Genomic DNA, 20,670 nt, shown 5'->3' with positions numbered 1-20,670 from the left:
TAGATATAGCGATACCCAAATAACGGAGGTGAAATCATGAGCGAGATTGCTACAACACCACAAACACCTTATTACGCAGTGATTTTTACATCGGAACGAACAGATGGGGATAGCCAATATGCGGAAATGGCAGATGAAATGGAGAAACTTGCATCCGTCCAACCTGGATTTCTCGGAGTAGAAAGTGCCAGAGAAGGTGTAGGTATTACTGTGTCTTATTGGGATTCTCTCGAAGCTATACACCAATGGAAACAAAACGAACGACATTTAGTAGCCCAGAGCAAAGGGATATCTGATTGGTATCTCGCTTATAAAACTAGGGTATGCAAGGTTGAACGGGATTATGGATTTGAGAAGGCTTGAATAAGCTTCCAAAATTCTGGATCGTTGCAGGCATTTTCTAAAGCGGAATCTCCGGCTTGCGTTAATAAACCAGCGGAGCTTCGCTCTTGAACTCTTTATAGAGAATTATTCGAAAAAGTAAGCTCAGACGAATGGTTACTCTAGTTGTGCAATGAAAGAAGAAAGGGTGAGAATTCATGGAAGCAAATGTGTTAGAGCGCCTACCAGATCCAGCAATGTTACAAAAGCTAATGAAAATCCAAGCATCACTGAATATTATTCTTTGTCCGGAGGAATGGCTTCGTTACCATAGCTATGTTCAAGATTGGAATGAGGGTGTTACTATGGCGAAAATAGATAATGGGTCAGGGGATCATCTGTTTATTTTGTTCTCCCCTGAAGGCTCCATCATAAAAGGCTTCGATCATGAATCCGGATTAAGCCCATATGCGCAAGATGAACATAAAGTATGGCAAGGGATTTATGATGATGTCCCAATGGAATTATTATCTTTACTTGATGATGATGCCATTGAAAAAGACGATGTGACTTTTTGTATTTGGCGTAAAAACAGTGACACGAACTGGCACAAGGGAAACGTTGAGATTCCAGCAGGTACAAGCGATGGTTCTGATTTTTTACTCGGCTGTATATTCCATACACCAGAGGATTTTGAGGAATTTGCATCAGATTATTTTGATTTACCCCTATCCTTAGAGGTTGTTGCAAAAATCTACGATGATGTCCCCATTACGGAAGAGATGATCCATATCTTGAATTCAAGCTGTGATGTTAAGGAAGTTCTTCAAGAATTAGCGTTATTATGAAGCAGCGGAGGGGAAATTTGGAACTGTAGGAGCAGTAGCAACCGGCCGGAAGTCCAAATGTTCACCGCAGTGCCGACGAAGCTTCAAGTTCGAAACTTAAGTGTGTCTTATAGCTTATATACATACAATATACGAGGTGACCCAAGATGGATTCTACGGCAAAAGTAAGGCTTGCATCCTCAGCCGATGCTGAAGAACTTTCCAGACTCAATCAGGAATTTAACGGCGGGGTACCAAGACCCGCAGCTAAGATCAGGGAACATTTGAATATAAACCGTAATGAACTGATTGCCGTAGCAGAGATGAACGGTAGAATCGTTGGTTTCGGCTGTGGTCAATGCTACTCTTCCTTTTGTTATGATGAGCCCTATGGAGAAATTACCGAACTCTACGTAGAAGAAGCCGCCCGAAGACAAGGAATGGCCATGGCCCTTATTGCTTGCCTGGAAGAAAATTTTAGACAACGCGGAGTGAATAGTATAAAGGTACTGACAGGCAGTAGCAACATTGCGGCCATTAGAACCTATGAACAGTGCAGCTATGTGAAAGACGATGAACAGCTGTTAGTGAAACAGCTTACCTAGAAAAAACAAACCTCATTTCTGCAGTTCCCACCTTGTTGTAAGCGCTCTCTGTGATGATAATTAGCTTATCACGACAGAGGGGGCTTTAATTAATGGTCAATAGAAAAATGAAGCAAACCGCCACCGTCGCGTTCGCCGCGCTAATGGCAGTAAGCCTTGCCGCATGCGGGAACTCGAACAACAACGCCAATTCCAAGGATAAGGACACCGCCGCACCGAACGCCGCCACAGGCAGCGGCAATGCCGCAGCTACAGATGCACCGAGCGATAAAAAGGTAACGCTTACCTTCCAGAACATCTACCCCGATCCCGCAACGCCCAATTACAAAATGATCCGTGAGCTGACCGACGCGTACATGAAAGAGCATCCCAATGTGAAAATTGAACTCGACACGCTGAACACGGACCAGCAGAAGGTGAAGCTGAAGACACAGGCTGCCTCCAAAGAAGTGCCGGACATCACCATCGTGAACCCGGCGGCCCAAATGAAACCGTTCGTCGATGCAGGATTGTTTGCTCCGCTGAACGACATGCTCGATCAGAATGGCCTGAAGGACACGTACCAGAAGGGCCTCCTCGACTACTACAGCTTCGACAATAATGTGTATGCCATCCCCGACGGTAACAACATTGAAGTCGTCTACTACAATAAAGACCTGTTCGCCCAAGCCGGCATCGCTGCCCCTCCAACTACCTTCGAGGAAATGCTGAAGGATGTGAAGATTCTGAAGGATAAGGGCATCACCCCGCTGGCCATCGGCGAAAAAGATTCCTGGACCGGCTCGTTCCTGTTCATGAACATTCTGCTGCGCACTAACGGCGGCCCCGGCTTCCTGCAAGATGTGCTGGACGGTAAAAAGACCTTTGAAGATCCTGCGTTCATCGAAGCGGTTGACGCCTTCCAGGCCCTGGTTCAAGCGGGTGCCTTCCCTGACGGTGCCACCTCCATTGATGCCAATGCTGGCGGTAATATTTTCAAGACAGGTAAAGCTGCCATGTGGTCCATCGGTTCCTGGGAGACTGGCGCGATTGACGCTTCCCCGGTAGCCGGTAAAGTGGGAGCCTTCCAGTTCCCGACAGTGAACGGCAAAGGAGATCCCAACGAATTCATGCTGGCCCCCGGCAGCGCCTTCGCCGTATCGGCCAACAGCGAGCATCTGAAGGAAACCAAGGACTTCCTGAACTACTTCGGCACCCAGTATCCCAAGAAGCAATTTGAGCTGAAGAACGCTGTGGGGATCGGCCAAAAGGTAGATGGCGACCTCAAGGCTGCCGGGTATTCCGATCTGGCAGTGAACATTGCCGGACTGTTCAACCAAGTGAAGGGCGGCGACCTGGCGTTCGATAACACCATGAACCCTGCAACCGCACAGGTCCACCTCAGCAGCATTCAGAACCTGTTCGTCCAGAAGATGGATTCCAAGGCGGTAGCCAAAGAACATCAGGCTGCTTTTGAAGCCAACAAATAACCAGCAAGTCACCTAGTAACCGTACAACTGTCCTACTCGATGCGAAGCCAGCTGATTCAGGACGCTTCGCATCGGGTTTATCATGCACTTTTTAAAGTTAATTGCATTAATTATTAACTGTATAAATCATTAGACAAAGAAGAATCTGCTTGATAGGAGGCGGGAAAGATGAAAGTCCTTAAGGTGCCGGCACGCACAATCGCCGTCTTCATACTGCCATGTCTGCTGCTCTATGTGTGCCTGGTATTCGTTCCCATACTGGTCTCATTATACACGGGCTTATTGAAGTGGGATGGTCTGACAACCTCTCAGTTCGTCGGCTTCGGCAACTTCAAGAATATGTTCTGGCATGACCCGGTGTTCTGGCCCTCTGTTCGGAGAACGCTGCTGTACGCCGTGGCTTCCATGCTGGAAATCCCGCTCTGTCTGGGAATGGCGATCCTGCTTAACCGCTATCTGCGCAGAGCCAACACGCTGGTGTCGATCTACTTCACGCCGGTCATCTTATCAGTCGTTATTATTGGACAACTCTGGAAGACCATCTATAACCCTACTTCGATGGGGGGCATGCTGAACGGTGTGCTGGTGTCCCTGGGGCTGGAGAGCTGGACGCATAACTGGCTGACTGAGCCTAATATCGCCATGTTTTCTCTGTATCTGGTGTCCCTGTGGCAGTATTTCGGCTACCATCTGCTAATCCAGTATACGGGGGTGCAGAACATTCCCGACGAGCTGTACGAAGCGGCCAGAATTGACGGGGCTGACGGCTTCAAAGCGGATCGTTACATTACACTTCCGCTGATCATCCCGATTTTCAAAATCTCGATTATCCTGGCGTTTATCGGGTCCCTGCAAGCCTTCGACCTGGTCATGGTCATGACAGGCGGCGGTCCGGCGCATGCAACGGATGTAATCTCCACCCATATGTACAACAGCTCCTTCTTGTCCTTCAAGTATGGCTACGGCAGCGCGATTGCGACGTTCCTCGTGGTGGTCTGTCTCATTTTCACCGGCATCATCAACACGATCTTCAACCGGCTTGAGCGAAAATTCGAATAGGAAAGGAGTGCGCGGACCATGCGTATGTTTAAAAAAGGAATCGTGTATCTTCTTTTTGCCATTCCTGTGATTACCCAGCTCTACCCGCTGCTGTGGCTGCTGTTATACTCCCTGAAGACGAATGAGGAGATTCTGGACGGGAGCTTCTTTTCTTTTCCGCGAAAATTCCAGTGGCATAACTACTACGAGGCTTACACCTCGGGCAGCTATCTGAAGTACCTGTCGAACAGTGTGTTCGTTACCGGTCTTACGATGATTTGTGTCATTCTGCTGGCTTCGATGGCGGCCTATGCGATCTCCCGGTTCCGGTGGAAATACGGCAATGTCGTGATGACCATTTTCCTGATGGGGATGATGATTCCGATGCAGGCCACGCTGCTGCCGCTGATGATTATTTTCAAAAACATGCATATTCTCAACACCCACTGGTCGCTGATTCTGCCGTACATCGCGTTCTCGACTCCCATCGCCGTGTTCATATTGAGCGGCTTCATGAGAGCTATTCCACATGAGATCGAAGAATCGGCGTTCATCGACGGGGCGAGCGTGTACCGGATCTTCCGCAGGATTATTCTGCCGGTGTCCATTCCGCCTGTCATGACCGTATGTATCTTAACCTTCATCAACATCTGGAACGAATACATCCTGGCCGCCACGTTCATCTCCTCAGAGAAGCTCAAAACCCTTCCATTCGGGGTCTACACCTTCGTGAGCCAGTATTCGGTCAACTACGGGAATATCGGGGCCTTCCTGGTGATGGGCGCGCTGCCGGTGATTCTGATCTACTTCTTCCTGTCGAATCAGATTACCAAAGGGATGGTGGCCGGAGCGGTTAAGGGGTAGGGTAAGGCGTGCTGAATTCCCTCATTGCATAAAAATGGAATAGTTTTATAATAGGAAACGGCAGAACTGGGTGCGTAAAGGGGAGAGGCTTATGAAGCTCGGCTTTCATTCCATTCATCATCGGTTGTTCTTGCTGTTTCTTTTTTGCATGTCCAGTATTCTGCTTATTGTCAGCCTGCTGTACTATAACCGGACTACAGACCAATTGCATGAGAAGATCGGTGATTTGTCGCAAAAAAACGTCGCCCAGAGCGCAGGCTTATTCACGCTTCTCTATAAGGGGTATGACGCATTGTCCAAGTCGCTCAGCAATAACTTCGAGATGATCCGCTTGATTAATGAGAAGACGGACGGGCCGGCGGTGGCCTATATCAATGAGCAGACGGTGACGAATATCATCGGCTCGATTTTTTATTCGCGGGACGATCTGGTGGGTATCCATGTGATCACTGACCGCGGCAAGATCTACAACTATGGCAACTATATGAATGTGGTCGATCCGAATTATAGGCAGGAGGACTGGTACCGGCAATTGCAGGCATCCTCGGGGAAAATGGTCTGGCTCGGGGTGTACCCGCACTCCCTGATCGACCAGGTGGAGGACAGCCCTGTCTTCGCCTTCGGGCGGCAGCTCTATGACCTCAATGAGCATAAGCCGATCGGCATCGTGCTGTATGAGACGGACCCGCAGCCGGTGCTGGAGGCGCTGGAGAATCTGAAGCTGGGCACACACAGTCAGGTCTACCTGATGTCCCCGGATGGACGGTTTGTCACCTCGGCCACAGATCCGCAGCCGGACGCTGCCCGTCTGCCTAAGCTCCCGGCCTCGGAGCATGTGATGGTGCAGCAGGAGCGCGGCCAACTGGTTGTGGCGTCTAAGCTGTCTTTCTCAGGCTGGTGGGTGATGAGTATTACTCCGGACAAGGATCTGAATGTGGAGCTGGTGGAGATGAAGCGTTATCTCTTGATTGTGATCTCGGCGCTGATCCTGGTCTCCACGCTGATTGCGTCGATCGTATCGCAGACCATCTCTTCGCCGCTGAAGAAGCTGATCCGCGAGATGCGTCAGGTGGAGGTGGGGAATTTCGGCGGCATGGTCAAGGTCTCTTCGTATCAGGAGATTAACATTCTGGTCGCTTCCTTCAACCGGATGGTCCGGCGGATCGAGGAGCTGATTGAGCGGGTCAAGCTGTCCTCGGTCAGCGAAAAGAATGCGGAGCTGCATGCCCTGCAATCCCAGGTGAACCCGCATTTTCTCTACAATACGCTGGATATGATCTACTGGATGCTGGATGAGGAGGGCAATGAACAGCTTGGCGAGCTGGTGCTCTCTCTGTCTTCGATGTTCCGCTACAGCAGCCAGTGGGAAGACGGGGCCGATGTGAGTCTGAGCGAGGAGCTGGAGCAGATCGGGCATTACCTGAAGATCATCTCGATCCGGCTGGAGGGCCGCCTCGTGATCGTGACAGATATCGATGAACGCTGGCTGAACATAAGGGTCCCGAAGATGGCGGTGCAGCCGGTCATTGAGAATGCGGTTAAGCATGGACTGGAGCCGCTCGCGCGTCAGGGGATTCTCAAGGTCTATACCCGGCAAGAGGGCGATCATCTTGAGCTAATTGTGGAGGATAACGGGGACGGAATGAACGGGGAGCAGCTGGCAAGGCTACAAGAATCGTTGAATGTGGAGGGTCCCGATCATTCTGGCGCTAGTGGCAGAGAAGGCGGCAAAAACGGGATCGGACTCCAGAACCTGCACCGCCGTCTGCGGTTCATGTTCGGGGAGGGGTATGGTCTACAGATTCAGAGCTTCCCCGGTGAGGGGACGCAGGTGGCGATCGTGCTGCCTATTCCAGTGGAAGGAGAGCTGCCGAGATGAATATTCTTATAGCCGATGATGAACGGGCCATCCGTGAAGGCATCAAACGCACGATCAAGCAGATCAGTGCAGAGCATCAGGTATTCGTGGCCGGGCGGGCGGAGGAAGCGGTGAAGATCCTGGAGGAGCAGCATATCCATATCGTGCTGACCGATATTCTGATGCCGGGCATGAACGGGCTGGAATTCATGAAAATCTCGAAGCGCCGGTATCCGTATGTGAAATGGATTGTCATCTCTGCCCACAGCGAATTCTCCTACGCCCAGGAAGCGGTCCGGCTGGGTGCGCGCGACTATCTGCTGAAGCCGATCGGCAAGCATAAGCTGACCGAGCTGATCGACAGCCTGACGACTGAAATCCAGCAGGATAACCAGATCTCGCGGCAAGGCGAGCGGCTGAAGGCCAGTCTGCGGTTCCTACGCGAGGGGGTTTTTCAGCGGCTGGCCTCCGGGCTGGATATCGGGAATCTGGACATCGACGCGTTCATTGAAGATTATCACTCCTTCTATCTGGTCATGATTCAGCTGGAGCCGGGGGATCAGAGCGCCCGTCTGGAGCATTTCATTGTCGAGAATGTTCTCTCCGAGCTGATCGAGCGGTATGGGCGGGGCTTCGTGGTGAGCTATGACCGCCAGCACCTGCTGGGCCTGATCACACCGGGCGAGAGTGTGCGGGTAGAGCAGTTCCAGGAGGAGGTGAAGACGCATCTGACGCATTATTTGAAAATCCCTTTTCAGATTATCCACTCCGGGCTGAGCTGTGACTTCCATACGGTGCCTCAGATCGTGAAGCGGATGCAGGAGGCTTCGGCCTTCCAGGGGCCGCCGCTTGAGCCGCTCAAGGGGAGTGGAGAGAAGGCGATTGAAGTGGCGCTGCAATATATTAAGGAGCATTTCTATGAGGAGCTGTCACTGGAGAGAATCGCTTCGGTGGTGTTCCTGAATCCGGCATATTTCAGCCAGCTGTTCAAGCAGAAGACAGGGCAGGGGTACAAGGAATATGTCACCTCGCTGCGGCTGGAACAGGCGAAGCTATTACTGCTGAATCCGGGGCTGAAGCTGGCCGATATCGCGGAACGGGTAGGATACCAGGACATGCGCCATTTTACCCAGATGTTCCGCAAGAAATACCAGCTCACCCCCACAGAATACCGCCAAGCGGAGAGCATTAGCATTCTTAGGAGCAAGGGTACTCTGTGATGATGTCTGCTACTTCGATTCTCCCGTTAATCAACAGCTCTGGAAGCGCGTTAGAGAGATTACCTTTCCAGTATTCTCTGGCTTGTTCGATTTTACGGGAGAATGGAGTCGCGTCTTCCTTGGGCAACAGACTGCCGTCACCTTCAAAAATAGCTCCAGTAACCTTAAGTCTCACAATCTGCAGCACTTTCCGTTGGTGCGAATCGAATATGCTTTTCCACATCTGGGCGTCTTCATAGCTCTTCGCTGCGTATAAGCAAGACAAACGTGAAGGATATTCAGGATGTTCCTGTAGCCTAACCATTTCAACGATAACCTCTCGAACCGCTCGGACGGTCTGCTCCGCATACTTAACCGTAACCTCCGTATCCTCTTTATCCAATTTCAATCCGTCATCAGTATAATTACGGTGCAGGATTTGAATAACGTCTTCACCTTTGGAATTCAGCTGTTCTTGCTCAAAAAAGAAACGGTATAAGGTGTTTTTTTGCTGGTTGTCAAAGTTAATGATTTGATTCAGGGCCATCTTCTTTCGGGTTACAATGTGGTAAACGTATCTTTCGCTGGCTTGCATAGTCTGCCTCCTGTACATATGAGTGATTACACTAAGAACCTGTATGCATTCAATAACCCATAACCCGTCATAGTGTGTGCACTATTGAATAACAGAATAGCTAAAACAAACATGATGATGAGAATGGTGTAAATAAAGGTGGAGGCTATTCCGCAGACCAGCCCGGCGATCGCGAGTCCCCGGCCTTGCTCATAGGTGTGACGGATCTCCTTAAAGGCAAGTGTAGCCAGAACGATTGCGGTAATCCCGAATAAGATGCCGACGTAAGGTATTACAATGGAGAGAATACCCAGCACCAGTGCTGCAACCGCTTTGCTGTTCGTCCGCTCCTGCGGAGGCTTCGGGTACTGCTGGTAATAATTCTGTTCTCCATAGGGTGGAGGGGGATTATTCATCATCTAACTCCTTCATAAGTAGTGAGCGAATGCTCCTATTCAATCCATCAATAATTAAGCCAGTGCTCCAGCGTGACAGCGCGGGTAAGGCCAATGGATTCGGCGAGGCGGATGGACGCGAGATTGTTCTCCAGCACCTGATACCTGGGAATATAGCCCCGCTTCTGGGTGTGGAAGACTGCTGTGCGCACTACGCGCTGTGCCAATCCACGCTGTCTGGCAGCTTCTATGGTACGTACGCCGCCGATCTCCCAGATTCGCTCCTCATTGCGGTACACCATACATGTACTGAGTGGTGTATCCCCATCAAATAACGTCACAGCGAACGCCCCGTCTTCAAAATACTGCGTGATCTCCTCTAACGAATAATCATTCGCCATCCACAGCGGCAGCAGCCGTTCGTCGATCGATTCACTGACCGTGCAGGCTTCATCTGCGCTGAACCTCTGGCCTTCGGCCGAAGAATAAGAGTAGAGACTGCGTACCCGCCGCAGCGTGAAATACGGTTCCAGCGCTTGGCGGTAAGCATCCTCCTGAAGCTTGAAGACCAGGTTGGCGTCCTTCGGCAACCGCTTGAGCAGGGCAGGGAAGACCTCGGGGCTGCTGTAGTCCATCAGCACAATGGTGTCAGCCTCCGGGTAGGTCCGGTGATCATAGCCGAAGGTGGTGGCAGGCATAAGCAGCAGCACGCCCCACTCTTCCTTTTGTTCAATCAGCACGCAATCAATCTGAGTATGATAAGCCGTCATCATTTTGAGCAGCGTTACATTCTTCAGCGGATTCCGGCGTAATCTTTCCATTATGGTTGCATAGTGACTCAAGTAAGATCACTCCCTTTGCTCCGATTAATAGATTGTTCCATTTCATCCAGACGTTTGAACAGACGCTCATACTTGGATAACATTGCGGGATCTTCTACCTGGACACTGGATCTGTAAAAAAGGATATCACCCGTCCCCTCATTAATCCGTCCCCCCGCTTGAAGAATCTGCTTCAGGTGTCTGGCGGTTCCGAGACTGCCCGAGATGAAGTCAACCGTATCCGGGAATATCTTCCGCAGGCTTCCCTCGAAGTAGGGGAAATGGGTACAACCAAGGACCACCGTGCTGTACCGCTTAAGGTCCAAATGTGCCAGCGCACTTTTCAGATAGGGAATGATTCTCTCTTCGTCAAAATCAAAGCGCTCCGCAAACTCAACCAGCCCGGGCAGCGGCAGACTGTCTACAATTTCCCCGTGATCGATACGGTGCACCAAATCATGATACTTCTTCTCCTGCAGTGTTAAGCGGGTGGCGAGTACCAGCACCTTCTTCTGCTTACCCTCCGATTGTTCAACCGCAGGCTTCACAGCCGGCTCGATCCCGAGCACCGGAAAGTCATACCGCTGCCGCAGCTCTTCAATCACGATGCTGGTGGCTGTGTTACAAGCGACAACCAACGCTTTTATATGCTGCCGGGCCATGAAATCCACCGCTTGCAGTATGTATTCCCTGACTTCGTCCTTCGTCTTCTCCCCATAGGGCACATGGTCGGTATCTGCATAGAAGAGGTAGTCCTCTTGCGGCAAGAGCTTAAGCGCCTGATGAAGCACGGTTAATCCGCCAATTCCAGAGTCAAAAAATCCAATTCGCATACTTCCACTCTTTCCGTCATTATTAAAAGGATGCTACTATTCTATCATTAGACTTATTGTATAACTATAGAGCATGGACAAAAGACCAGACTTCCGCTTTTTTTGCCGGAGAGGGAAGCCTGGTCTATAAGCATAACAAAGCGGAAATCAGCTCTCGTTCTTGGTCACACCGTTAAGACTCGGCACCACATCTGCCGCTTTATTAGGAGTCACCATCTGGGGAATTTCGCTGATACTGGCGTGATTCTGCTGATTGTTCTTACTGTCGGCGGTTATCTGTACGGTCATGCTTCGGATCTGCACTATTCTTGGGCATACTGTTCACCTCCGTCTCTGTGGGTTAGTATGAGATTACGGTTTGTATTTTATGCCATTGGCGGGTACAGGTTATAGCCGAAGGAGGAGAGGGATTATGGCTGAGAAGACCAAGGTTGTAGAAGTGGTTCCGTATGATCCGGCCTGGAAGGCGGAATACAGCAGAATTGAGGCGCGGATGCTGGAGATCGCGGGAGATCTGATTATCCGGTCTGAGCATGTGGGCAGCACTTCGATTGAAGGGCTGTGGGCTAAGCCTGTAATTGATATCGATCTGGTGATGGAGAGCTATGACCAGCTGCCGGAGATCATCCGCAGACTGCAGGCGTTCGGTTATGAGCATCAGGGCAATATGGGCATTGAGGGCCGGGAAGCCTTCAAGAGCAACCAGGATGATGGATTCATGAAATACCATCTCTATGTATGTCCTAAGGACGGCCAGGGTTATGTAGAACATATCCTCTTCCGTGATTATCTGCGCAGCCATCCCGCTGCCCAGGAGGAATATCAGGCGGTCAAGCAGCGGCTGGCTGAGAAATACCGTTATGACAGTGATGCGTATTGTGACGGGAAGACAGCATTTGTACAGTCTATTTTGCAGAAGGTGTCACAGTAGAAAAAATAGTGGTTTGCTTACCTGGGACTGGTCCAGAATCCCTCAGCGGACGGCTTATCCGGCAGCACTGCCTCGTATACACGCATTCCAGCCGGGTCATGGAACCCGAATGTTCTCCAGCCGTTCAGCTGCGGGGAACCGAAGCAGATATGCAGCTCGCGGGCTGTATTGTCACAGACCACGGACCATAAGGTGCCTAAGCCTTCGCTGTAATGGTGACAGCAGATCCCTTCGGGATATTCGCGTCCTGCGGCAGCTTTCATGGCTGCTACAGGATGGATAGCGGTGCTGTCGTCCATAAGTGCTGCCCGCAACGCGTCATATCTTGTCCATGAGTTCTCCATAACTTGCTGATTATGTAGCTGCATGGTGGGCAGGGTGTAATGGTTCGCCGAGAGCACAAGCTGGCTTGCACTTAAGCTGGCAGCAGCCGGATGGTACTGAATTGCTTTCTCGGTACCAGCCGTCTCCACGAGGGCGATGTTCCCTTGGGCGTCAGAGATCAGGAAGTTTCTGTAGTCGGCCACCGGCATGCTGCGCATGAGCTGAGCTGCTTCTTCCGCAGTAGTACATTGATCCAGCAAGGCCCGGACTACGCCTGGAAAAACAAAGCCCTCCCCGGTCATCTCCGGCCGGATTCTCCCCGAGGTGGTGGTTACGGTAAGACCTGCCTCATTCATCCCGTCATAACGCCCGAACAGCTGCAGCGCAAAGCCGGTATGTGCCGGTTTGCCCTTCACCCGGGTTGTGCTGAGCAGCAGCTGATTATACGGCTCATCCTCCCACCCAAAATCATAATTCCGCATATGACAGATATGTCCGCTCTGATCTGCACTTGCTCCGGTTCGATAGGCTGCCTGTGTGCAGTGGCCCGGTGCCTGAAAGTAGGAGTAATAGAATACGACATGGGTTGCTTCAATACCGGTCTCATCGGCGAAGCCCTGAATTTCTTCGTTCAAGCCGGGGCAGTAGCGCTCGAAGCTCTCCATGGCTTTGTCCGCAGCATACGGTGTCAGCGGGGAGGCTCCCATGAAGGGTGAGGACAGGAAGGAGAGCATAGGGGAGTTATGCTTGTAATAAGCGCCCAAGGCGCGTCCGACCTCATAATGAGTGCCTTCGGTAACGAGATGTGAAAATTGTACGGTCTTGCGCTGTAACAGGGGATTAGCATCCATGTGAATGCTCCTTCTTTTTCGTTATTCTCTGCGCAGAGTAGGTTCATTATAACGGGCGTACAGATCAGGCGGCAAAGCCGGTTCCGCCTCAAATCCCCGGATGTGCAGCCAAGCGGCGAAGCCCAGTCATAAATTAGTCACATTTTCACTGGAATAGAAGGAAATACTTGTATTATCGTGATTTTTAAGGTAAATTATTGGTAAGACTTTCGGATTACAATTCTTCCGGAAGTGCAACCTAATACATGGTATATGCAAGCCGAAGAGGAGCATTTCCCCCAAATGCTCCTTTTTGCGTTGCGCAGATGTTAAGGTGCGAATGAAACGGTCTGAAGCACATAGCGGATCACGAAGAACGCAATGATCAGTATGGAGAAGGCGCTGAGCAGAAAAGACACAAGGTCTCTGCCGGAACGTTTAGTTCGCCGCATTACGGTCACCTCGGAGTATAGGAATGGATTAGGCCATCAAAGGTTATGCTTGATCTATCCATATTATACATAATTATTCCATTATACACAGGAGCCGCTGCTATTATTCTATTAGCACCCGCGTGTATCCAGAGAAGAAGCCGGATGAGTCCATATTGGACTTGTCCGGCTTTTTTAGAAAGAATTTATATGTTTTGGGGCCCCCGCAAAGTACCTGAGTCATCATCGAAGCTAAAGCACCACTTTGTGGGATTATTTTGCTGTCCTATTCGTCCAATCCTCCGCAGGTAATCCGCATACATTACAGAGTAACCGTTGGTGCTGTCCAGAATCTTGTATACCATCATCCACATCATCCAGAGCGAGGTGAACCACAGTGTCTGTCGAGAAGCACATGCTGGCAGCGGGAACGCCTTATGCCACACCATATTATGTCATTAGCAGCGGCGTCCCCGGACCTGTATTCATGATCATCTCCGGTGTTCACGGCAATGAGCCGGCGAGCAGCCGCGCAGCGCAGGGCATTGCCAGCCGGCTCAGCCGGGGAGATCTGATGCTGCGCTCAGGGAAGCTGATTATCGTTCCGCTGGTGAACCAAATCGCACGGCGCAAGGGGATTCGCGGGAAGCCCGACCTGAACCGTACCTTCCCGCGCGGACAAGGCGCCCCGGCCCGACATCCGTTATCGGCAGCCGTATGGCAGCTTGCCTTGCGCTACCGCCCCTCCTGGGTGCTGGATCTGCATGAGGCGAACGGGCTGTCCGAGCTGAATCCGAAGCGGGTCGGCCAGACTCTGATCATCAGCCCGGTCAGCCGTGCGCATGGACTGGCGAAGCAAATTGTGATGCGGATGAATCAGACCATCACGAATAGAGCTTACCGCTTCAACATACGGCATAGGGAGCGCGCGGGAACTTCACGGATGGCCTTCCAGCGCCTGCTCGGTGCCCGGGCGGTGACCGTAGAGACCTGCTGGAGCCTGGATTATGCCTTAAGAGTAAGGCTGCAGAGCGAGATCGTCTACCACTTTCTGCGGTCGCAGGGGATGATTGGCTAATCCCATTAGCTGCTGCCCGCTGAGGAAGGCTTGCGGAGATCGAATACACTTCCGCAGCTGCCTTTGTAGACCGGTGTGCCGAACGCTTTTACCCAGTCCGCATAGAGCCTCCCCGAGCTGCCCTTAGGGACAATCACATAATCCGGCTTATCATACTTCACAATATCGGGCAAATACTCCGAGAAGCCATACATGGAGCGTTCAAAGGCCGTCCACCCGAGGGCTCCCGCCGAAGCTTTGGTGATAAAAGGGTCCTGGCGCCCGTCACAGAGGATATCCCCGCCGCGAAACATCACATAACCCGACGTTCCATAGCTGGACAGCACCCTGGGCCGTGTACCTGCCGGTGTATGCTCCAGTACATAATTCATCTCATTCACCGGATAATCTGCACTTGCAACACTTGGCGGAGCTACGAAGATGGAGACTGTGTTGATTAGTAGTCCGGCAGCGAGTCCAATAGCGATGGATCTTGTGTTTTCACGCCCTTTGAAGGTACCGGGAAGCGGCAAGACCTCGAAGAAAACAGCCGCAAAATAGGGAATGAACAGCCACATGAACAGATTTTGCTTGAAATTCGAGACTCCCAGGTAGAGGATGCCGGTCATCAGGAAGAAGCGGAAGGGCTTCTGCTGCAAGGAGAACGGTAACGTGATTGCGAAGAAGAGCAGCAGCAACAGAATGGGCAATTGATCGAACCGGCTGAAGGACAGAGGCTGCCATTCATTAATCAGCAGATTGAAGTGATTTCTAGTGACTGTGAGAATAAACAGCAGACCTTTGAACCCGCCCGGATTCGGCAGTCCTGCCAGTAGGACAAGCCCGAAGACGGCAGCACGCTTGCGGCTGAGATTGCGGGCGATCAATGACTCGAGCACAGCCATTCCGGTGAATACGGCTATCACGAGCCATACTCCGGTATGGACATTGGCAATGACGCAGGAGAAGATTATCATTGCAGCCGCAACTTTGACGCGGGGCTTCATTTGATATTCCCGCAGGCAGACAAAGAACCAGACGATTAACGGGGAGGAGACCATTTGTGGTCTTCCTTTGAAGTAGTTATAGAAGATCCAGCAGGAGATGAGCAGGACGAAGGGCAGCAGCAGAATATGGTTCTGATCCAGCCCCAGCTCTCTGCGCGATACTTGTCCAAGGCGCAGTAGCCCCATCACTAAGGCGAACAGGCATAGGGCAGTCAGCAGATAAATCCCTGGCCAGCCGAACCCTTGATAGAGTGGTGCAATCAGAAGCTGAAACCCGGCTTCATGCGGGATATACGGCAGCCGATCTCCATAAAAGGTATGAATGGCATAATAGAGGATCTTCCCGTGCTCCAGCATATAGCGCCCGACCTCCAAATGCCAGAATGTGTCCGGGTCGTTATAGGAATACATAGGCCGCATGAGCACAATAGCAGCGGCTACCAGCAGGATGCAGGCGAGCGGATGTGCGGCAATTTTTTTAAGCATATTCATTCTCCTTCTGTATCCACGATCTGTAACCATCCCTAATATAGTAATACCATTTCCCATAAGGGAGCAGCTCAATACCTTGCTGCGTAAGCAGGGAAATTCGGGATTGACACAACTGCGCATAGTGTATATATTACATATATACACTAAATACATAATACACAAAGGAAGCTGATGCTGCTGCATGAATATCTTGATATCAAGTACATCTGGCGAACCGATCTACGCCCAGATTGTGGGACAGGTCCGCCAGATGATTCTCCAAGGCGAGCTGGTCTCGGGTACGCCGCTGCCGTCGATCCGCTTACTAGCGAAGGAGCTGCAGATTAGCGTCATTACCACGAAGCGGGCTTATGAGGAGCTGGAGCGGGAGGGGCTGATCAATTCGATTGTGGGCAAGGGCTCTTTTGTCTCCGGGGCCGATCAGGAATATATCCGGGAACAGCGGCTGCGGATGGTGGAGGGCAAGCTGAAGGAGATTATTGACGAGAGCAGGCAGCTCGGCATGGAATACGCTGAACTCGCGGAGATGCTGAAGCTGCTCTATGAGGAGGAACAGGAATGAGTAATGTAATTGAGCTAGACCATGTGACCAAGCGCTACGACCGTTTTGAGCTGCGGGATATTTCGCTACCGATCAAGGAGGGCTACATTACAGGGCTGATCGGCCCGAATGGCGCAGGCAAGACCTCGCTGATCAAGTTGATGATGGGGTTAATCTACCCGGACCAAGGCAACATTCTGATGTTCGGCCAGAACAACCAGCAGGACCAGGCGGTTGTTAAGGCGCGTATCGGTTACGTCTCGGATGAGAGCTTCTATTATGAGAATATGACCGTTAAGCAGATGAAGAGTATTATCGCCCCGTTCTATCCCGGGTGGAATAATGATACATATGTGAAGTTTCAGGAGCTGTTCAAGCTTCCACCGGGTAAGAAGATCAAGGATCTGTCCAAGGGGATGAAGATCAAATTCTCCCTCGCTATCGCCCTGTCCCATGGTGCCGATCTGCTGATTATGGATGAGCCGACCTCAGGACTTGATCCGATTTTTCGCCGGGAGATGCTGGAACTGCTTAGTGAACATATCCAGGATGAGAAGAAGTCGATTCTGTTCTCGACTCATAACACTACCGATCTGGACCGGATTGCCGACTATATTGCATTCATTAACGAAGGACGGATTATTTTCAATGAGATGAAGGAGAGTCTGGGCGAACGCTATCTGCTGGTCAAAGGCGGGAAGGAACTGCTGGACCGGGATGTCCGGCGGTGGTTCGTGGGGCTGCGGGAGAACGGGCTGGGCTTCGAAGGGCTGATCAGCAACCGTGCTGAGGGGGAACGTTATTTCAGGGACACCGCAGTCTGCGAGATGCCTACGCTGGAAGAGATTATGTACTATACGGTAAAAGGAAGTGAAGCACATGTATAACTCCATAGCTCTGATCCGTAAAGACTTCATGCTTACCCGGAAGTTCATCCTCCTGCTGATTCCCTATTATCTGATTATGGGTTATATGAACGCTGAAGCCTATACGGTGTTCTCTCTGTTTCCGGCTATGCTGCTGCTCATTAACTCCTGTACCATCGATATGCAGCATAACAATCAGAAGTTTCTGGTTACGCTCCCGGTCCCGAGACAGCGGCTGATTCAGGCTAAATATATGACGCTGATTCCATTCTCCTTGTTCAGCCTGACCTGTACGATTCTGCTGTATCTGGTTGCTTTTACGATGGGCAAGCTGGATGAACCGCTGCGCTGGAGAGAGCTGGGAATAGCTACTGCCGCGTTCCCTTTATTGGCCTCAATTTATCTGCCGCTGTATTACTGGCTGGGACAAAAAGGGATGCAGATCGTCAACTTCATCTTTATAATGGTGATCATGCTGAATTTCACGGCAATTACCAGCTTGTCTAAACGGTTTCCGGCACTTGCCGAATGGATTAGCACTGGCAGATTGGATAATGTCTTGCTTATTGCCATCGGCGTGCTGGCATACCTCGTTATTATCTATAGCTCTTATCTGATTTCGTCCCGGATTTATATGCACAAAGATATCTAGCTTTATTGCCGGTATAAGCTTCATCACAAGAATGACCTCAGCTTCCACACTCCAGTGGCAGTCTGAGGTCATTCTTGATCATACACTTATGGTTCACTTAGCGGAAGTTTCCGCCTTGTTCCAGGTTATCGACGAAGTCCTTGGCTTCCTTCAGGCCCAGATTCCGCGCTTCGCGCATGACCTTGATCGCCTGGATCTTCTTGCCTTCGGCCATCAGCAGGCGGATTCTCCGCTCGAGATCCGGTGCCAGCTCCGGGTTCTGTACGAACAGGGGAGCCGGGATGTCAGCAGCTCTGCCGCTAGCTGGGGGAGAGTACATTCCGCCATAAGCGTCTCTTTGCGCTAACCGGGACTCTAGCTCGTTCACACGCCTTTTCAGACTGAACACACTCAGCATAAGCAATAGCGCCAGCACCAGAGCCAGAATGGCGATAAGATCAATCGTATCCATATGTTCCATAGGCATTACTCCTTCCTTAATTATCTACTACCCGTAAGAAGAAAGAATGAACACTTCAGACCTGATTGTTGATTGTATCCCCTTAAGCGGGAGCCTACAATGAGTTACAGGAACAGTACACCTATTGCTTCAACGGTACTCGGATTCCCAATTCATCTATAGGAGTGATCGCAATGGACGAAGCTACACATATGAAGGCGATTCGGATACATCAATTTGGAGGGCTAGAAGAGCTAAGGTATGAGGATGCGCCGATCCCCTCTCCCGCAGCGGACGAGATTCTGATTAAGGTGGCAGGGACTGCGTTCAATGCAGCAGATGTCAAAATCCGCAAGGGCTACCTGCAAGCCTTTTTCCCGCATGAATTTCCTTACATTCCTAACATTGAGGTGTCGGGTACGGTGGAGGCAGCAGGAGCAGAGGTTACGGACTTTCAGCCGGGGGACAGAGTCTATGCTGCGCTCGATATGTCCCGTGACGGCGCTGCCGCAGAGTATGTAGTCACCAAAACGCAGTATGCTGCGCTGGCGCCAGTCTCCCTGGAGCTATCCGATGCAGCTGCGCTGCCATTAGGAGTCTTAACCGCATGGCAGGGGTTATTCGATCATGGTAACCTGCCGCAGGGTGGGCGTGTGCTGATTGCCGGAGCCGCTGGCGGGGTAGGCAGCTATGCGGTGCAATTCGCCAAGCAGCATGGAGCGTATGTCATAGGGACTTCCTCTGCGGCCAGTATGCCAAAGCTTCGTGAGCTGGGGATTGACGAGATTATTGATTACACCAAGGAGAGCGTCACGGACAAGCTTAAGGACAAGGTGGATCTGATCCTCAATCTGTCCCCTGAGAGTACCGAGGTGCTCAACACATGGCTGCCTCTGCTAAAAGAGGGAGGAGCGCTGATCTCGGCGGTGAATCCTGCGGACGAAGCGCTGGCGGCGCAGCTTGGCGTTAAGGTACATCAGCTGTTTGCACAAGAGGATCGTACGCTGCTGACGCGGGTTGCGGAGCTGGTGGATGCGGGCAAGCTGAAGCTCTGGATTACTGACCGTCTGCCGCTTACCGAGCTGGCTGCCTCCCATGCTATGAGCGAAGCCGGCAAGCTCCGTGGTAAGGTATTGATTACGATTTAAGCCTTAGCGATCAGAGTCGACTGCATGAATAAGACCTCATTATAGATCACCGCCAGCTCCTCCGGAGTATAAGGCATCCCGCTGTGCAGCCATTCTTCCGTAATTCCGAGAAAAATAGACGCGGAATGCGCAGCGAGATACTCTGGAGGAACCGCCGGGTGGTCGGCAAATACGCCATTCATCTCCAGCTTCCGGTAGAAGCTGCGCTTGATGACCTCCTTGAATTGCCCCGGAAATCCCGCCTCCCCTTTAGCCCCGAGAAATAAGCGGATTCGCTCGCCGTGCTGGTGCAGATACTCAAGGATCTGCACCAGGGGCGGATAGGGCAAACCCTTCAGATAATGCCCGGACATCTCTTCACGTACGATTTTGACAACCATCACCTGCTCCAGACCTGTCAGTATTTCCCGCTGCAGCTGCTCCAGCAGATCGTATTTATCCGTAAAATGCAGATAGAACGTTCCCCTGTTAATATGTGTTCTAAGCGCCAGCTGGCGTACGCTCACCTTGTGAAATCCTTCCTGCTCCATGAGCTGGAGGAAGTTATCCTCGATTAAAGCCCGGGTTCCCGCTGACATCCTCTCATGTATATCGCCCATACTGTGTTCGCCTCTTCCGTTAACTGCTGAAACTCTATCTTTTTAAAATAGGATATTTAAAGCCAAAATTCAAATGTAAGCTATGCCAAAGTCTTTCCGTTTACCATAAATGAGATTAAATGGTGTATAATTGGGGAAAGGGAGGCGAGTGTAATGACTGAATTCTCTAATGGCGGTGGACCCCCTGGACCCCCTATTTATTCGAATGACCCCGGCGGGCACAAAGCCAACCATGACGTTAATGAACAGAAGCTTCATCGTGAAGGGCCTTTGGGATTATGGCGGCAGATCTCTGATATGGTAATTGCGGTAGGTGTTATTGCTTTGATTGTTGGTGTGATCATGTGGATTTTTTGATTATAAAAAAAGATGCACTTAAGATTATAACTTTAAGCATGGTCGTCGTTGCGGTGAACATTTGGCCCTCCGGCCGCTGTTGTATTTGGATTTCCTGATTAGAACCGCTTTTCGCGGTAGAAATCCAAATACAAAGGCGGACGCTACCGCTCCTACAGTTCCAAAATTCTCCTCCACTTCTTTTGCTTTTTT

Annotated in this window: 25 protein-coding genes; 15 read left to right on the top strand and 10 right to left on the bottom strand. The window is 51.1% G+C overall.

Translation table 11 applies throughout. The features are described 5' to 3' along the window. Positions 1–36: 36 nt before the first annotated feature. The 8 genes from NST43_RS15600 (at position 37) to NST43_RS15565 (ending at position 8,202) form a co-directional block, all read left to right on the top strand. A complete protein-coding gene (locus tag NST43_RS15600; protein WP_339225230.1) occupies positions 37–363 on the top strand; it encodes an antibiotic biosynthesis monooxygenase in 327 nt (108 codons plus the stop codon). A 176-nt stretch (positions 364–539) separates the two neighbouring features. Further along, on the top strand, positions 540–1,169 hold the full coding sequence (locus tag NST43_RS15595) for a hypothetical protein (protein WP_339225229.1): 630 nt from the start codon (positions 540–542) through the stop codon (positions 1,167–1,169). A 146-nt stretch (positions 1,170–1,315) separates the two neighbouring features. After that, the gene (locus NST43_RS15590) at positions 1,316–1,753 is read left to right on the top strand and encodes a GNAT family N-acetyltransferase (protein ID WP_339225228.1); all 438 of its coding nucleotides are present in this window, start codon (positions 1,316–1,318) and stop codon (positions 1,751–1,753) included. 92 nt (positions 1,754–1,845) lie between these two features. Further along, positions 1,846–3,222, top strand: a complete 1,377-nt coding sequence (locus tag NST43_RS15585) for an extracellular solute-binding protein (RefSeq protein WP_339225227.1) — start codon at positions 1,846–1,848, stop codon at positions 3,220–3,222. A 168-nt stretch (positions 3,223–3,390) separates the two neighbouring features. Next, positions 3,391–4,281 carry a sugar ABC transporter permease gene (locus tag NST43_RS15580; protein ID WP_339225226.1) on the top strand — a complete coding sequence of 297 codons (891 nt, stop codon included), beginning with the start codon at positions 3,391–3,393 and terminating at the stop codon, positions 4,279–4,281. 18 nt (positions 4,282–4,299) lie between these two features. Continuing rightward, positions 4,300–5,124: a carbohydrate ABC transporter permease gene (locus tag NST43_RS15575; protein WP_339225225.1), complete on the top strand. Its 825-nt coding sequence runs from the start codon at positions 4,300–4,302 to the stop codon at positions 5,122–5,124. 91 nt (positions 5,125–5,215) lie between these two features. Continuing rightward, a complete protein-coding gene (locus NST43_RS15570) occupies positions 5,216–7,003 on the top strand; it encodes a sensor histidine kinase (RefSeq protein WP_339225224.1) in 1,788 nt (595 codons plus the stop codon). Beyond that, positions 7,000–8,202: a response regulator gene (locus NST43_RS15565; RefSeq protein ID WP_339225223.1), complete on the top strand. Its 1,203-nt coding sequence runs from the start codon at positions 7,000–7,002 to the stop codon at positions 8,200–8,202. The genes NST43_RS15570 and NST43_RS15565 overlap by 4 nt, the downstream gene beginning before the upstream one ends. On the opposite strand, the gene NST43_RS15560 is transcribed toward NST43_RS15565, so the two are convergent. From NST43_RS15560 to NST43_RS15540, 5 genes are all read right to left on the bottom strand, one after another. Beyond that, the gene (locus NST43_RS15560) at positions 8,180–8,776 is read right to left on the bottom strand and encodes a DUF2441 domain-containing protein (RefSeq protein ID WP_339225222.1); all 597 of its coding nucleotides are present in this window, start codon (positions 8,774–8,776) and stop codon (positions 8,180–8,182) included. The two genes, NST43_RS15565 and NST43_RS15560, sit on opposite strands and share 23 nt — an antisense overlap. A gap of 26 nt (positions 8,777–8,802) precedes the next feature. Continuing rightward, on the bottom strand, positions 8,803–9,174 hold the full coding sequence (locus tag NST43_RS15555; RefSeq protein WP_339225221.1) for a DUF4190 domain-containing protein: 372 nt from the start codon (positions 9,172–9,174) through the stop codon (positions 8,803–8,805). A gap of 44 nt (positions 9,175–9,218) precedes the next feature. After that, on the bottom strand, positions 9,219–9,971 hold the full coding sequence (locus NST43_RS15550; RefSeq protein ID WP_339225220.1) for a GNAT family N-acetyltransferase: 753 nt from the start codon (positions 9,969–9,971) through the stop codon (positions 9,219–9,221). A gap of 17 nt (positions 9,972–9,988) precedes the next feature. Beyond that, on the bottom strand, positions 9,989–10,804 hold the full coding sequence (gene murI, locus NST43_RS15545; protein ID WP_339225219.1) for a glutamate racemase: 816 nt from the start codon (positions 10,802–10,804) through the stop codon (positions 9,989–9,991). A 147-nt stretch (positions 10,805–10,951) separates the two neighbouring features. Continuing rightward, positions 10,952–11,092, bottom strand: coding sequence for a hypothetical protein (locus NST43_RS15540; RefSeq protein WP_339225218.1), 141 nt, complete (start codon positions 11,090–11,092; stop codon positions 10,952–10,954). Between the two features lie 124 nt (positions 11,093–11,216). On the opposite strand from NST43_RS15540, the gene NST43_RS15535 reads away from it, so the two are divergent. Then, entirely contained in the window at positions 11,217–11,735 is a 519-nt protein-coding gene (locus tag NST43_RS15535; protein ID WP_339225217.1) for a GrpB family protein, read from the top strand. A gap of 17 nt (positions 11,736–11,752) precedes the next feature. Here the strand turns inward: NST43_RS15535 and NST43_RS15530 are convergent, their stop codons facing one another. Together NST43_RS15530 and NST43_RS15525 are read right to left on the bottom strand one after the other, a co-directional pair. Continuing rightward, entirely contained in the window at positions 11,753–12,910 is a 1,158-nt protein-coding gene (locus NST43_RS15530; RefSeq protein ID WP_339225216.1) for a C45 family peptidase, read from the bottom strand. A gap of 308 nt (positions 12,911–13,218) precedes the next feature. Further along, positions 13,219–13,341, bottom strand: a complete 123-nt coding sequence (locus NST43_RS15525) for a hypothetical protein (RefSeq protein WP_339225215.1) — start codon at positions 13,339–13,341, stop codon at positions 13,219–13,221. Between the two features lie 376 nt (positions 13,342–13,717). Between NST43_RS15525 and NST43_RS15520 the strand changes: the two genes are divergently transcribed. Next, positions 13,718–14,398, top strand: a complete 681-nt coding sequence (locus NST43_RS15520; RefSeq protein ID WP_339225214.1) for a succinylglutamate desuccinylase/aspartoacylase family protein — start codon at positions 13,718–13,720, stop codon at positions 14,396–14,398. A 5-nt stretch (positions 14,399–14,403) separates the two neighbouring features. On the opposite strand, the gene NST43_RS15515 is transcribed toward NST43_RS15520, so the two are convergent. Further along, entirely contained in the window at positions 14,404–15,870 is a 1,467-nt protein-coding gene (locus tag NST43_RS15515) for a hypothetical protein (protein WP_339225213.1), read from the bottom strand. Positions 15,871–16,057: 187 nt separating this feature from the next. Between NST43_RS15515 and NST43_RS15510 the strand changes: the two genes are divergently transcribed. From NST43_RS15510 to NST43_RS15500, 3 genes are read left to right on the top strand one after another with little or no spacing between them, the layout of a single operon-like run. After that, positions 16,058–16,438, top strand: coding sequence for a GntR family transcriptional regulator (locus NST43_RS15510; protein WP_209990105.1), 381 nt, complete (start codon positions 16,058–16,060; stop codon positions 16,436–16,438). After that, positions 16,435–17,304 (top strand): ABC transporter ATP-binding protein, encoded by an 870-nt coding sequence (locus NST43_RS15505; RefSeq protein ID WP_209990108.1) that lies wholly within the window; start codon positions 16,435–16,437, stop codon positions 17,302–17,304. The genes NST43_RS15510 and NST43_RS15505 overlap by 4 nt, the downstream gene beginning before the upstream one ends. Then, positions 17,297–17,935 (top strand): ABC-2 transporter permease, encoded by a 639-nt coding sequence (locus NST43_RS15500; RefSeq protein WP_209990111.1) that lies wholly within the window; start codon positions 17,297–17,299, stop codon positions 17,933–17,935. The genes NST43_RS15505 and NST43_RS15500 overlap by 8 nt, the downstream gene beginning before the upstream one ends. Before the next feature lie 97 nt (positions 17,936–18,032). Here the strand turns inward: NST43_RS15500 and NST43_RS15495 are convergent, their stop codons facing one another. Continuing rightward, on the bottom strand, positions 18,033–18,395 hold the full coding sequence (locus tag NST43_RS15495) for a ribosomal protein L7/L12 (protein WP_339225212.1): 363 nt from the start codon (positions 18,393–18,395) through the stop codon (positions 18,033–18,035). A gap of 173 nt (positions 18,396–18,568) precedes the next feature. On the opposite strand from NST43_RS15495, the gene NST43_RS15490 reads away from it, so the two are divergent. Then, positions 18,569–19,522 carry an NADP-dependent oxidoreductase gene (locus NST43_RS15490; protein ID WP_339225211.1) on the top strand — a complete coding sequence of 318 codons (954 nt, stop codon included), beginning with the start codon at positions 18,569–18,571 and terminating at the stop codon, positions 19,520–19,522. On the opposite strand, the gene NST43_RS15485 is transcribed toward NST43_RS15490, so the two are convergent. After that, positions 19,519–20,121, bottom strand: coding sequence for a TetR/AcrR family transcriptional regulator C-terminal domain-containing protein (locus NST43_RS15485; RefSeq protein WP_339225210.1), 603 nt, complete (start codon positions 20,119–20,121; stop codon positions 19,519–19,521). The two genes, NST43_RS15490 and NST43_RS15485, sit on opposite strands and share 4 nt — an antisense overlap. 153 nt (positions 20,122–20,274) lie before the next feature. On the opposite strand from NST43_RS15485, the gene NST43_RS15480 reads away from it, so the two are divergent. Then, positions 20,275–20,478 carry a hypothetical protein gene (locus tag NST43_RS15480; RefSeq protein WP_339225209.1) on the top strand — a complete coding sequence of 68 codons (204 nt, stop codon included), beginning with the start codon at positions 20,275–20,277 and terminating at the stop codon, positions 20,476–20,478. Positions 20,479–20,670 lie beyond the last annotated feature (192 nt).

This window comes from Paenibacillus sp. FSL H8-0332 (assembly GCF_037963835.1).
In the GTDB taxonomy this organism is placed as follows: domain Bacteria; phylum Bacillota; class Bacilli; order Paenibacillales; family Paenibacillaceae; genus Paenibacillus_AQ; species Paenibacillus_AQ rhizoplanae.
Note: the sequence above shows the minus strand (reverse complement) of the source record. Positions and strands in the feature narration are given on the sequence as shown.